This window comes from uncultured Roseobacter sp. (genome assembly GCF_947501835.1).
GTDB lineage: Bacteria > Pseudomonadota > Alphaproteobacteria > Rhodobacterales > Rhodobacteraceae > Roseobacter.
In genome coordinates this window covers 429,275-442,225 of the sequence record NZ_CANMXR010000001.1, presented here as the reverse complement: position 1 = coordinate 442,225, position 12,951 = coordinate 429,275, and the positions used below count along the sequence as shown (strand labels likewise).

Below are 12,951 nucleotides of genomic sequence, written 5' to 3'. Positions count from 1 at the left end.
CGGCGTGATTTCGGGGCTTCGGTCGTCCTGGGTGGTTTAGAATGCGCCCAACCAGCTCGCGAGCGCGAGCGTTACCGCCAAAGCCACGACCGGGATCGCGACGGAAACAACAAAGATCGGGCCATAGGCCTCCTTGTGGGTCAGTCCGGCGATCCCAAGTAGGGTCACAACCGCCCCGTTATGCGGTAGCGCGTCGAGCCCCCCGGTTGCCAGAGCCACAACCCGGTGCAACGCCTCAGGATCAATCCCCTCGGCAAGAGCGATTTCCAGATAGCGTGCGCCCAGGGCATCAAGGGCAATCGACATACCGCCCGAGGCCGAGCCCGTGATCCCGGCAAGCAGGCTGGCTGATGCCGCAAGGCCGATCAGCGGGCTGCCCGGTATCTGGTCGGTCAATGCATTCACGGCGGCAAAAGCGGGGAGGGCGGCTACAACCGCGCCAAACCCTACAAGCATGGCTGTATTGAAGAGCGGCAGTAGCGCGTCTTGCGACCCATCCGATAGCGTCTGCCGCGGATTGGCCAGTCGCCGCCACGACAGAGCCAGCAGCAGTAGGATCGCAAGCATCAAAGCACCGATCAACGCCCAAACCCCGATGACCCGAGACGGTGCTACCCCGCCCCAGGACGGGTCCGCCAGATAGCCCAGATCAAGGCGCGGGAACGCCAGTTCGGCGAGCAGCCAGTTCATGGCGAAAACCGTCAAGATGGGCAGCAGTGCCAGCCATAGAGAGGGCAGTTCAGCATCGTCGAATGCTCCCGCGTCCAGTACGGACTGTGCGGTGTTTGGCGTTACTTTACCGGCGGCATAAGATAGGTAGAGCAGCCCACCCATCCCCATGATGAGGCCTGCGGTCACGCCCAGGCCCGGCGCTGCGAAGGCTGTTGTTCCGAAATACGGCATCGGGATCGCATTCTGAATGGCAGGCGATCCGGGCAGTGCGCTCATTGTGAAAGTAAAGGCACCCAAGGCGATGGCTGCCGGGATCAGCCGATGTGGCAGCCCGGATGCGCGGAACAACGCGACGGCCAGAGGGTAAATCGCAAAGGCCACGACGAAGAGCGAGATGCCACCATATGTCAGAGCCGCGCAGGAGAGCACCACAGCGGGCAGAGCCTGAGCTGGCCCAAGTTTCGCAACGATCGCGCGGGCCAGAGCCATCGCTGCGCCGGAAGCCTCCATCAGTTTGCCAAAGACCGCGCCAAGCAGGAACAACGGAAGGAAAGCAACCACAAAACTACCGGTTGCTGGCATGAAGCGCTGCGTCAGCGTCGCGAGCAGCGGATCGGTGGCGAGTAAGGCAGCCAGCAACGCCATGACCGGTGCCGCCAGGAGCACCGGCCAGCCGCGGTAGACCGACCAGATCAGCAATCCCAAGGGCAAAAGGAGGGTGAGGAGCGGCAGCATGGCGCCAACCTAGTCGCGAATAGATCGGGAATTAGCACGGCAATTTGCCGCAGTGCAGAATGAAGCGGCAGCCAAGTTGCTTCCGGTCAAGAAATGGCCGGTTCCTGACGTTCGGGAGCTTGCGCCGCAGCCCGCAATGCCGAGCATTTGCCGCAAGCGCGCGGTTCCGAGCGACTGAAGGTCGATAACGCGCGCTCAAGTGGTCCTTGATGGACATCGGGCATGCCAGATGGAAAGCTTGTCTCAAGGAGAGCAAAAAATGAAGATCAGAGACGCAACGAAAGAAGATGTGGCGGAGATGAGCGCCTTTCTGCAACAGCTCGCTGCCTTGGGGAAGCGAACGAGCCGCAGCGATCCCGCGTTTGTTCTATCGAATTACATTCACGATCCGAACAAGGTGCAATGCGCCGTGGCAGAGGATGCTGACGGAACAATACTTGGCTTTCAGTCCCTGAAGGTCGCAATGGAAGCGAATATCTATGGTGTGGAGCCGGGGTGGGGGATCATCGGAACACACATCCGTCCCGACGCAGCCCGCCGCGGTGTGGGGAGAGCGCTTTTTGCAGCCACGCGTGAAGCGGCCCAGAGATCGGGGCTGACAAAGATTGACGCAAGCATAGCGGCGACCAACCCTGAGGGGCTTGCATACTATGAAGCGATGGGCTTTCGCAGCTACAGGACATCTGACGGCACGATCTGCAAGTGTCTTGATCTGACATCTTAGCCGCGCTGGCTGTCCAAAATTCCGTGGATGCGCTTCCTAGAGGTCTTCCCACCGGCTCAATGCGTATTTCCGCTGGCTGTAGGCGAAGTAGATCACCATGGTCGAGCCCAAAGCCAGCCCGATCAAAACCGTCCTGATCCCGAACTCGGCAACTGATCTGCCGTCAGGTCCGGCTGCGGTCGAAAACGAGACAAACCCCATCAAAAGGGTGAAGAAAACGCTCTGACCCAGGAAACTGCGCCAAAGCGGTTTGTAGTGGGGTGGCACGGGTCTCAACCCCAACCTGCGCAGGAACCGTGTGTAGGGCGGTACGGCATTGGACGGCCAAATCCCCGCTTGCTCTAGTTCGGTTTCTGCCGCTTCAAAGCGGCGTTGATAGTCGGACATCGGATATATCTCCTTGCGCTTGAAACATCGCAAGAACGCAAGCGCCTTTCAAGCGTGGTGCCGGCCCATATGGCGTATGTTTGCCGATGCTTTCAGTACGCCAAGGGCGCTCCTGCATTCATTATTGCACTGCTTGTTGCGGGATCGAAACCTCTGGAAGTTGGAGCGCCCAGGCTTCTCTTTTGTCTGAGAGCGCGGGCTCAGGGTCACACGCAACTCCAGAGTGCAATTGGGCTGGGCGCAGAACTTCTCGCAGCAGATCCACCGCTCCAAGGCAGAGTCCAAATCTGCCTGGCGCGGCCATGTAAAGCGGCTTCCATCGTGGCGCGAAGGCTGATTTGAATTGGTACAATCCCTTTGCTGCCCATTTTTCTCTGACGCAGGCGAGCGGCTTTGTCCAAATCCCACGTTCATCACTGCAATCGGCGGGCACAGCTGCCAGAGAAAGCTCATCGACCTGTGCTGCTGTGGCCATTTTGATCGCATGGTGGACGAGAAGATACATTGTGCCATCTGGCGCCAATGGATCGTCCCGCATCAAATCGAGTGCCCATTCTTCTAATCCTCGATGAAGACTTATGAAGGCGACGGGAGTGCCATGATGCTCTGCGACCAGGATCAGCTGATTTGCCAGATAACAGCGACAGAACCGGCCCATCGTTCCGCCACGCGCACCACCGCAGCGCGCTTGCCACGCAGCGTCGATCGCTGTCAGCGCGGTCATGTGATCAGGTCGCAATGGCTCAATAGTGACACCGGCGTTTGTCGCCTTGCGCAATTTACGGCGCAGCCCGGAGAACTTTGACTCCTCAACATGGAAGGTCGTGGGGGTAAGGATCGCGTCCTTGGCCACACTGACGACGCGCCAACCGCGCTTGCGAGCCATCGCTGCGTTGCGGGCGGAGCACTTGTAGATGACAGGTAGCAAGTTGCGTGATCGGGCATAGTGTTTGAAATCCCGCAACCACGCTGAACCCATTGGCTTGGTCGGGTCAAACAGTGAAACGAGGCTGTTTCCTGCGGGCCATAAGGCCGCTGTTCCCGATGCAAGCGCAATCATCTGACCGCCATTCTGGGCAATGACATTGGTTTCAGCGCGGGGTGCGCGGTGTGTTGAGACATAGCGCGGTGTTACCCCCAATTTCGGAGCAGCAGTGGGTGCGCGCAAAACGAAGAAAGCGGCGATAAGCGCAGGCAGCAGATAGTAGACGACGCGGAAGCCGAAGATCGCTGTCAAAAGAGACGTTTGGTCAATATGTGCGGGGAATTCCGGTGCGGTTAGACCTAACAACGCAAGCTCAAACGGCCCAACGCCGCCCGGAGCACCAGACAGGATACCAGCAGCCAGTGCGATACAGAAAACTGGCAGGAAGGACAGGAATGTAATCTCCACACTCGCGGGTAAAAGTATGTAAAACGACGCGGCGGCGGCCACGACATCCGCAACTGCCCACAAGATGGATGCGGCGACCGCAAACAGGCCTGGCATGGCTATCTCTTTGTGCCAGAGGCGCACCCGGGGGCGCAGCAGCGTCAACGCCATCATGCATGCAACCAGCCCAATCAAAGCAACAATGCCAAAGGTGCGGTCAATCAGTGTGCCGGAAATCGCAATCGCAAATACAGTTGCGAAAGTCATGCCGGTCAGGAAAAATATCGTCACCAATCCAGTGACCTGACCTGCGCGCAGCGCGCCTTCATCCGGGCGAAGCCGGTACCGCACGAGACCGCCCGTGATCAGACCAAACCCGAGCACCTGAGAAAGAGCTACTGTCATCATTCCATTTTGACGTGCGTGCGCCTCTGACCCTGACAGGCCAAGGTGGCGTCGGGCAAGGACATCATATTGCCCAACCGCGAAAAAGCTGAGTGCGGCGAAGAGGATCGCCGTAAGCCAGACCCAGGCCGGAAGATCTCCGATGAGTGCAACCACATCGGGCAGAGAAACGGTAGTCAAAAATTGGGGGGTCGAATACAGACAGATAGCCACCAACGCGAGTGGCATTCCGTGGCGGAGAACTGTTTCCGCCGGCGCGTTCATTACTCGTACACTCATCTGTCGTCACCACTCCCGTGGCTTTGATAGAGCAGACATCTCACCAAAGTCCTAAGAGCGCTGAAACGCGCGCATGGATACGTAACAAGCCGCTGGCACGCCTTGAAATCCATTCTGGCATTGGGCGCGTTGCGATCATCTTATACGGCGCGGTGTGGGGGCCTTACGCTGGTGTTTTCCGCCTAGGTGCCGGACTGAAAGGCACCATTCGCGCGATGCGTGATTGGAATGGGACGCTTTCGACTACTGGCGTTGATCGCCTGAAAAGGCGCCAACCAGTCTGTCCATTGCCGCGAAAACAAGTTCCACAGAATATCCGGCCACAAAAGCCAGCGCCAATGGTTGCAGCGCTTCCAACCCACTCGTCGCTTCATCCGGGCGAAGCAACAATCCCACGGCGATGCCCGCCAGCCCGCCCAGCGGTAAGCGTATCAGATAGTTCAGCATGCTCCCGAGGCTAAGTGACTGGGATTGCAGGCCGACCGAGATTTGCCGAAGCACGAAAGCGACCGTGCCGAGCAACCCATAGATCGACGGTAAGATGAAGTCGTTCAGCAAGCGGAGCTGGGAGAGCGCCTGCTGCACACCGTACTGAAATTCATGCGGATCGAGCCTTTCCTGACTTAGCCGCCATTCCGCGTAGGCCACGTCATAGGCGGCTTTGTCTTCGGCTGACGAAAGCCATCCCGGCTCTTCGGGCGCGGGACCATCATCTAGTCCGGTCACCCATTCGGAGAGGATCGCATATTGCGCGCGCAACTGTGTTTCCAACCGATCAATCTCAAGGTTCAGGGTCGCTTGCTCGCGGGTGAGTTCAGAAATCTGCGTTTCCATCGCGTCGGTGCGTTCGATCCGTTCCTGTGACTCTGTGGCCTGATCCTGTGCCGAGGTGCTCTGCAACCCTGGCGCCGATGCGCTCAGTCCCTCCTGAAGCGCTGGCAGTGTCGCGCCAACTTCAATGAGCCTCGCTTCTTTGAGGGTCAATGCCTCTTCTGTTTCGACATAACTCGAAGAAGAATCGTGCAGATAAATGACCCGGTATTGCAACAGGATCAGTGCGACGAGCGCCGAGAATCCAAGAACTGCGACCGCTAAGGTGACATAACTACCGTATGTGCGCGACCATTCTATGGATTCGCTGCTGACGTCACCAAGTTCGCGCGACATGCGGCTGTAGGCAGCAAAAAACTCGTCTTCGAGGTTACCGGTCCATTCGTCGGTCCCATAAGCCCGCACCGCCGTATTTATTGGCGTGACGACCTCTGCGTTGAGCTCAATTCCCTTGTCGATCGCAAAAGTGAGCATGCTCTGTGCCTTCCGCAATGCCCTCACGATATTTTGCTTGCGAATGCTGCTTAAGTTCTCAGCAGAAGGCACGCCGTCTACCTTGCTTTCAACAGCAGCATTCTCGTGACGATCCGCGTCGATGTCAGCGGGTGTGTTTGCTGTTTCGGCGGCAGTATTCGGAGCTGTTGCGGCGGGCTCTGTTGTGCTGTCAGGACCATTGCCTGAACTTGTGTCGACAGGGTCTTTCTCGGGTTCAGCCAGATCACTGGCGACTTTTGCGGTCACCGTCATAGTGTCACTTTCAAATAGTGTTTTTGTTAAATAAATACTCTAAAATCACAGCATTCGTGCCAAAGTAGTATGCCATTGGTGCATTATTCGATCAAGTTGGTAGGCGGATATCGTGTTTTTCGGTGCTTCAAGACCAAGAATGCCACCTCGATACGGTGCCAGAAGGCTTCTTCCAGACAGCGAAAAAACCTCAGTATAAAAAATGTTGCACAGCTAGGCGTTGAACATGAAGAAAGCTCAGGATGCCGCCGCGAGCTCCGTCCATACTGCAAAAAATTCGCTAGGTTTTTGCGATCCGTAGGAATGGCCACGCTATGCTGGCTCTGTATGGATCGGTGGCAATTGGTAGTTAACCAGACATCGCGCAAAGCAATATCCTGTTACTTCAATTCGGGCTCATAGCGGAGTAGCTAATTTTCCAATGCTTGGAGAAAGCAGAAGTGGCACCCGCTGCGGCGAAGCGGCGGGTGCTTTGATGCGGCCAGCAGGATTATTGCGGCAGCAGCACTTTGTCGATTGCGTGGATCACGCCGTTGGTTGCCAGAATATCCGCGGCGATCACATTGGCATCGTTGACCTTGACCGCTGGTCCGAGCTTGCTGCCTGTGCCATCGACGCGCACGGTCTGGCCCTGCACGGTGGCCACATTGGTCACCGATCCCAGCACGTCGCCCGATTGCACGGAGCTGGGCAGCACGTGGTAGGTCAGGATGCTGACCAACTGATCCTTGTTCTCCGGCAGCAGCAGGCTTTCGACGGTGCCAGCGGGCAGGGCGGCAAAGGCTGCATCCGTGGGGGCAAAGACCGTGAACGGGCCGGGGCTGCGCAGGGTGTCCTCAAGACCGGCGGCCTGTACGGCAGCCACCAGCGTGGTGAAATTGCCGTCAGAGGCGGCAATGTCGACGATATCACTGCCCTGCTCTGCGGGGGCGCAGGCGGTGAGGGCCGCGAGGGCGGCGCCAGCAAGGGTCGCTTTGAGTGCAAAACGTCTGTTCATGGTCAGTCCTTTTTCCCTGGGTTTATCGGGCCACCGCAGGCATATGCGCGACGATTGGTCCCGACGATAGAACGGAAGATACGCAGATTTTTGGGCGATGGATCATATATGAATATGGCAGGGATCAGTTTCGGCGAACTCTTGCACAGATGCCTGATGCCGTGGGCGGAAAAATTCGGGGCAGAACAAGGGGTTTTCCCAAGCGGCATCTGTTGACCCTGCGGGGCCACAAGCGTAAACCCTTTGCAGCCCCTTTCGCCGCGGGGCAGCGTGACGTCTTTCACGCGTGAGCAGACTGAGAGGAGCCAACCCTTGGACGAGATGCTGCGGGAATACCTTCCCATCCTGATGTTTCTGGCTGTGGCCATAGGCTTAGGGCTTGTTTTGATCCTTGCTGCCGTCGTGCTCGCGGTGCGCAATCCGGACCCTGAAAAGGTCTCTGCTTACGAGTGTGGGTTCAACGCATTTGACGATGCGCGGATGAAATTCGATGTCCGCTTCTACCTTGTCTCAATCCTCTTCATCATCTTCGATCTGGAGATTGCGTTCCTCTTCCCCTGGGCGGTGGCCTTCAAGGACATCTCGATGGTCGGTTTCTGGTCGATGATGGTGTTTCTGGGAGTGTTGACCATCGGGTTTGCCTATGAATGGAAAAAAGGAGCGCTGGAATGGCAGTAGCCGCCGCCGGAGCCAACGTCGCGGGTGCTGACCGCGATGTCGCCACGCAGGAGCTGAACCGCGAATTGCAGGACAAGGGTTTCCTGCTGACCTCGACCGAGGACATCATCAATTGGGCGCGCACCGGCTCGCTGCACTGGATGACCTTTGGACTGGCGTGCTGCGCGGTGGAGATGATGCACACCGCCATGCCGCGTTACGACATGGAACGTTTCGGGACCGCCCCGCGCGCCAGCCCGCGCCAGTCGGACCTGATGATCGTGGCGGGCACGCTGACCAACAAGATGGCGCCGGCCCTGCGCAAAGTCTACGACCAGATGCCGGAGCCGCGCTACGTGATCTCCATGGGGTCCTGCGCCAATGGCGGTGGCTATTATCACTACAGCTATTCCGTGGTGCGCGGCTGTGACCGCATCGTGCCGGTGGATGTCTATGTGCCCGGCTGCCCGCCCACGGCGGAAGCCTTGCTCTATGGCATCATGCAGCTGCAACGCAAAATCCGCCGTACCGGCACGATCGTTCGCTAAGGGGGCCTCATGTCTGATGCATTGACCGAACTGGGCGGCTACATCGAAGCCAAGCGCACCGATTGCGTGCTGGCCTGGGATGTGACCCATGGCGAGCTGAATCTCGATGTCACGCCCTCAAACATCACCGGTCTGGTGGAATTCCTGAAAACCGACCCGACCTGCAGGTTTTCCACATTGGTGGACATTACGGCGGTCGATTATGCGGGCCGCGCAAAACGCTTCGATGTCGTCTACCATTTCCTGTCGATGTATCAGAACCAGCGAATCCGCCTGCGGGTCAGCATCCGCGAAAACCAGATGGTGCCGTCGATCAACACGGTCCATCCTTCGGCGAATTGGTTCGAGCGCGAAGTTTTCGACATGTTCGGCATCCTGTTTTCCGGCCACCCCGACCTGCGCCGCATCCTGACCGATTATGGCTTCCGGGGTCACCCGCTGCGCAAGGATTTCCCCACCACGGGCTACACCGAAGTGCGCTATGACGAGGCGCAGAAACGCGTGGTCTATGAGCCGGTGTCCTTGGTGCAGGAATACCGCCAGTTCGACTTCATGTCCCCCTGGGAAGGCGCGGAATACATCCTGCCGGGAGATGAAAAGCAGGAGGCGAAGTAATGGGCGGCATCTGGTGGCTGATCCTCTCGGCCCTCACGGCGATCCCGATGATCAAGCTGCTGCCGTTTTTCGGCATCAACAAATACTGGGCGGCGGCTTGCCTGATCCCGCTGGGTACCATTGCCCTGCTGTGGTGGATGGGTCTGAAGCTGCAAGAGCTGGAGAAGCGGTGATGGGCGAGTACGCCAGTTCTCTGATCGAACAGTTTCCGCAGATGCCGGAAAAACTCGGGTTTGTGTCTTGGGTTTATATGATTGGTTCTGTTGTGCTTTTCTACTCCATTCTGACGGATCTGAAAATGCCGCGCTGGCCCGCGTTGATGGCTTGGCATCCTATGTGCGCTTTTGGAATAATTCTCATAATTTCAAGCACACTGACTCTGCGAAAAAGAAAGGTAACGTCATGATGGACGGCACCAAAGGTTTCGAAGACGCCCTGACGGGCGAACAGAAAATCCGCAACTTCAACATCAACTTCGGGCCACAGCACCCTGCGGCCCACGGCGTGCTGCGGCTGGTGCTGGAGCTGGACGGCGAGATTGTCGAGCGCTGTGATCCGCACATCGGGTTGCTGCACCGCGGCACCGAAAAGCTGATGGAGAGCCGGACGTATCTGCAAAACCTGCCCTATTTCGACCGGCTCGACTATGTGGCCCCGATGAACCAGGAGCACGCTTGGTGTCTCGCCATCGAGAAGCTCACGGGCGTCGAAGTCCCACGGCGCGCCTCGCTCATCCGTGTGCTCTTTTGCGAGATCGGGCGGGTGCTGAACCACATCCTCAACATCACCACCCAGGCGATGGACGTGGGCGCGCTGACCCCGCCGCTCTGGGGCTTTGAGGAACGCGAAAAGCTAATGGTGTTCTACGAGCGGGCCTGCGGTGCGCGCCTGCACGCGGCCTATTTCCGCCCCGGCGGTGTACATCAGGACCTGCCGCCCGAGCTGATCGATGATATCGAGACATGGGCCAAGGAATTCCCCCGTGTGATGGAAGACATCGACGGGCTGCTCACGGAAAACCGCATCTTCAAGCAGCGCAACGCCGACATTGGCGTGGTGACCGAAGAGGATATTCTCGAATACGGATTTTCCGGCGTGATGGTGCGCGGGTCGGGGCTGGCCTGGGATCTGCGCCGCGCGCAGCCCTATGAATGTTACGACGAGTTCGAGTTCCAAATCCCCGTGGGCAAGAACGGCGACTGCTATGACCGCTATCTGGTGCGCATGGAAGAAATGCGCCAGTCGGTCTCGATCATCCATCAGGCCATCGAGAAGCTGCGCGCGCCCGACGGGCAGGGTGATATCCTCGCCCGTGGCAAGATCACCCCGCCATCACGCGCGGATATGAAAACCTCGATGGAAAGCCTGATCCACCATTTCAAACTCTACACCGAAGGCTTCCACGTACCTGCGGGCGAGGTCTATTGCGCCGTCGAGGCCCCCAAGGGCGAGTTTGGCGTCTATCTGGTGGCGGATGGCACCAACAAACCCTACCGCAGCAAAATCCGCGCGCCGGGCTTTTTGCACCTGCAGGCGATGGATCATATGTCGCGCGGTCACCAGCTGGCGGATGTGGCGGCGATCATCGGGACGATGGACGTTGTGTTCGGAGAGATCGACCGATGACCGTCAGATTGATCGCCCTCTCTTTCTGCATTGTTCTTGCCTTGGTTCTGAAGGTGCACGGCCCCGGGGAGCATCATGAGCAGACCGTCGAGATGCACCCGCAGGCGCCCTGTGAGCAACCGAAAATCTGGACAAACCCGCAGGCGGGTAGCCCCTGCTATCAGTCACAGATTGTCTGCCCGACGGATCACACAATCTGTGACACGGCCCCGCAGCTTTGGACAAACGCAAACCCGCGCCCATCTGTGGACAGGCTCTAACGACATCGACGTGCCTTGGCGCGTTCAAAGGACACTGAAATGCTTCGCAGACTTCATCCCGACCAACCCGAAAGCTTCGCCTTTACCGCGGCCAATCAGGCCTGGGCGGAAGGGCAGATCACGAAATACCCCGAGGGCCGTCAGGCTTCTGCGATCATTCCGCTCTTGTGGCGCGCGCAGGAGCAGGAGGGGTGGCTCAGCCGACCCGCCATCGAGCATGTGGCGGCGATGCTGGGGCTGAGCTACATCCGGGCGTTGGAGGTGGCGACTTTCTACTTCATGTTCCAGCTGCAACCGGTTGGCGCCATTGCCCATATTCAGGTCTGCGGCACCACGTCCTGCATGATCTGCGGCGCAGAGGACCTTGTGGCGGTGTGCAAAGAAAAGATCGCGCCGAACCCGCATGAACTCTCTGCCGATGGCAACTTCAGCTGGGAAGAGGTGGAATGCCTGGGGTCCTGTTCCAACGCGCCGATGGCGCAGATCGGCAAGGATTACTACGAGGATCTGACCACCGCGCGCATGGGGGAGATCATTGATGAGTTGGCGGCGGGCAAGGTGCCGGTGCCCGGCCCGCAGAACGGACGTTACGCGGCAGAACCGCTGAAGGGTCTAACCTCGCTGACCGAATACGACAGTGGCAAAACGCAGTACAACGCCTCTGCGCAACTGGCCGTGGACATTGGCGACACCGTCAAGCGCATCGATGGCACGGAAGTGCCGCTGGTGATGCCGTGGCAGGGCAAGGCCGCGAATAAGGCGGCCAAACCTGCAAAGCCTGCCAAAAAAGCAGAGGCGGCACCGTCGGAAACAGGTACGAAACCGCAGGTCATGACGGCCGCGCGAGACGCGGGTGCGGATGATCTGAAAAAGATCAAGGGCGTCGGGCCGAAGCTGGAAAAGATGCTGAACGGCATGGGTTTCTTCCATTTCGACCAGATCGCAGCCTGGAGCGCGGATGAGGTTGCCTGGGTGGACGAGAACCTCGAAGGCTTCAAGGGCCGGGTCAGCCGGGATCAATGGGTATCGCAGGCGCGTGCGCTGGCCGAGGACAAAGCCACATAAGTTTTCCAATGGCGGGGAAAATCGTTAATCATACAGTTTGAGATGCGAATAACCGGAGAGTGAGACAGCAATGGACAACAATCAAGGTTTGATCGGAATGGCGCTTGGCAGTTGGCTTGTGGCCGCCGCCGCAGGCGCGCTGGTGGCGATTTCGCTGTGGGTTCTGGGAAGCTGGAGCTTCATGCAGGGCGCGTTCATGGGATTTGTCGTATTCGCCGTTTTGGGCGCTGTCGTTAGCTGGATCATGACCCGGCCGCTGCCAGCCCCGCAGGGCAGGACGCCTGCGGCGGTCGATAAACCCGCACCTGCCGCAGCCGCGGCATCAACCAAGCCCAAGGTGAAACCGACAACGCGCCTGCCGGGTCAGGAAGATCTGGCCGCCCGCAAAGGCAGCTGGAAATACGAAGGCGCGGCAGAGGCCAAGCCTGCGCCCCAGAAGAAGGCACCAGCCAAGAAAGCGGCACCAGCCGCTGCCTCCGGCGACCGGCCCGCGGGCTTCTCTGATACCGCGCGTGAGGGCGGTGCTGATGATCTCAAGCTGATCAGCGGTGTTGGCCCGAAGCTGGAAGAGACATTGAACAGCCTTGGCATCTGGCACTTTGATCAGGTGGCTGGATTGAAGAAGAAAGACATCGCCTGGGTCGACGAGCGCCTGCGCTTCAAGGGGCGTATCGAGCGGGATGACTGGGTCGGTCAGGCAAAGACCCTTGCCAAAGGTGGCGAGACGGAAGCCTCCAAGAAGAAACGTAAAAGCTGAGAGAAGGGCGGGAAACCGCAATGAGTGCGCAAAATCAACCGGATGAGACGCAGGAGGCGTCTTTGGCTGCCAAGGGGCGGCTGGTTAGCATTGTGATCGTGGGCACGATGGTTTTGTGGCTTTTGTCTTTGTGGCTTGGTCCAAAACTGGGGCTGCCCGGGCGCTACGCGTTTCTTTTCGATTTTGCGGCACTGGCGGGGCTCTTCTGGGCGCTGATGGTGTCTTTACAGATACGGCGCGCGCGCAAAGCCGCGCGTGGCAACGAGTAAAAGGG

16 protein-coding genes are annotated in these 12,951 nt (G+C 58.7%); 11 read left to right on the top strand and 5 right to left on the bottom strand.

Annotation, left to right across the window (positions count from 1 at the left end; all coding sequences use genetic code 11):
- Positions 1–36: 36 nt before the first annotated feature.
- Complete coding sequence (locus tag Q1A20_RS02200) at positions 37–1,407, bottom strand: GntP family permease (protein WP_299915715.1); 1,371 nt, start codon at positions 1,405–1,407, stop codon at positions 37–39.
- A gap of 259 nt (positions 1,408–1,666) precedes the next feature.
- On the opposite strand from Q1A20_RS02200, the gene Q1A20_RS02195 reads away from it, so the two are divergent.
- A complete protein-coding gene (locus Q1A20_RS02195) occupies positions 1,667–2,131 on the top strand; it encodes a GNAT family N-acetyltransferase (RefSeq protein WP_299404074.1) in 465 nt (154 codons plus the stop codon).
- Positions 2,132–2,167: 36 nt separating this feature from the next.
- Here Q1A20_RS02195 and Q1A20_RS02190 read toward each other — a convergent pair whose 3' ends face one another.
- The 4 genes from Q1A20_RS02190 to Q1A20_RS02175 form a co-directional block, all read right to left on the bottom strand.
- On the bottom strand, positions 2,168–2,518 hold the full coding sequence (locus tag Q1A20_RS02190) for a DUF6404 family protein (protein WP_299404077.1): 351 nt from the start codon (positions 2,516–2,518) through the stop codon (positions 2,168–2,170).
- Between the two features lie 121 nt (positions 2,519–2,639).
- Complete coding sequence (locus Q1A20_RS02185) at positions 2,640–4,559, bottom strand: phosphatidylglycerol lysyltransferase domain-containing protein (RefSeq protein WP_299915712.1); 1,920 nt, start codon at positions 4,557–4,559, stop codon at positions 2,640–2,642.
- A gap of 258 nt (positions 4,560–4,817) precedes the next feature.
- The gene (locus tag Q1A20_RS02180; protein WP_299404082.1) at positions 4,818–6,152 is read right to left on the bottom strand and encodes a hypothetical protein; all 1,335 of its coding nucleotides are present in this window, start codon (positions 6,150–6,152) and stop codon (positions 4,818–4,820) included.
- Between the two features lie 490 nt (positions 6,153–6,642).
- The gene (locus Q1A20_RS02175; RefSeq protein WP_299404085.1) at positions 6,643–7,149 is read right to left on the bottom strand and encodes a fasciclin domain-containing protein; all 507 of its coding nucleotides are present in this window, start codon (positions 7,147–7,149) and stop codon (positions 6,643–6,645) included.
- A gap of 312 nt (positions 7,150–7,461) precedes the next feature.
- Between Q1A20_RS02175 and Q1A20_RS02170 the strand changes: the two genes are divergently transcribed.
- The 10 genes from Q1A20_RS02170 to Q1A20_RS02125 all read left to right on the top strand — a co-directional run bounded on the left by Q1A20_RS02170 (position 7,462) and on the right by Q1A20_RS02125 (position 12,946).
- Complete coding sequence (locus Q1A20_RS02170) at positions 7,462–7,827, top strand: NADH-quinone oxidoreductase subunit A (RefSeq protein WP_159974460.1); 366 nt, start codon at positions 7,462–7,464, stop codon at positions 7,825–7,827.
- Entirely contained in the window at positions 7,818–8,354 is a 537-nt protein-coding gene (locus Q1A20_RS02165; protein WP_299404088.1) for an NADH-quinone oxidoreductase subunit B family protein, read from the top strand. The genes Q1A20_RS02170 and Q1A20_RS02165 overlap by 10 nt, the downstream gene beginning before the upstream one ends.
- 9 nt (positions 8,355–8,363) lie before the next feature.
- Positions 8,364–8,969 (top strand): NADH-quinone oxidoreductase subunit C, encoded by a 606-nt coding sequence (locus Q1A20_RS02160; RefSeq protein ID WP_299404089.1) that lies wholly within the window; start codon positions 8,364–8,366, stop codon positions 8,967–8,969.
- Positions 8,969–9,142, top strand: coding sequence for a hypothetical protein (locus Q1A20_RS02155; protein ID WP_299404091.1), 174 nt, complete (start codon positions 8,969–8,971; stop codon positions 9,140–9,142). The genes Q1A20_RS02160 and Q1A20_RS02155 overlap by 1 nt, the downstream gene beginning before the upstream one ends.
- Entirely contained in the window at positions 9,142–9,375 is a 234-nt protein-coding gene (locus Q1A20_RS02150) for a hypothetical protein (protein ID WP_299404094.1), read from the top strand. The genes Q1A20_RS02155 and Q1A20_RS02150 overlap by 1 nt, the downstream gene beginning before the upstream one ends.
- On the top strand, positions 9,372–10,595 hold the full coding sequence (locus Q1A20_RS02145) for an NADH-quinone oxidoreductase subunit D (RefSeq protein WP_299404096.1): 1,224 nt from the start codon (positions 9,372–9,374) through the stop codon (positions 10,593–10,595). The genes Q1A20_RS02150 and Q1A20_RS02145 overlap by 4 nt, the downstream gene beginning before the upstream one ends.
- The gene (locus Q1A20_RS02140; RefSeq protein ID WP_299915708.1) at positions 10,592–10,855 is read left to right on the top strand and encodes a hypothetical protein; all 264 of its coding nucleotides are present in this window, start codon (positions 10,592–10,594) and stop codon (positions 10,853–10,855) included. The genes Q1A20_RS02145 and Q1A20_RS02140 overlap by 4 nt, the downstream gene beginning before the upstream one ends.
- 39 nt (positions 10,856–10,894) lie before the next feature.
- Positions 10,895–11,920, top strand: a complete 1,026-nt coding sequence (nuoE, locus tag Q1A20_RS02135; protein WP_299404102.1) for an NADH-quinone oxidoreductase subunit NuoE — start codon at positions 10,895–10,897, stop codon at positions 11,918–11,920.
- A 70-nt stretch (positions 11,921–11,990) separates the two neighbouring features.
- Positions 11,991–12,677 carry a hypothetical protein gene (locus Q1A20_RS02130; RefSeq protein ID WP_299915706.1) on the top strand — a complete coding sequence of 229 codons (687 nt, stop codon included), beginning with the start codon at positions 11,991–11,993 and terminating at the stop codon, positions 12,675–12,677.
- 20 nt (positions 12,678–12,697) lie between these two features.
- Positions 12,698–12,946 (top strand): DUF5337 domain-containing protein, encoded by a 249-nt coding sequence (locus Q1A20_RS02125; RefSeq protein WP_299404107.1) that lies wholly within the window; start codon positions 12,698–12,700, stop codon positions 12,944–12,946.
- Positions 12,947–12,951 lie beyond the last annotated feature (5 nt).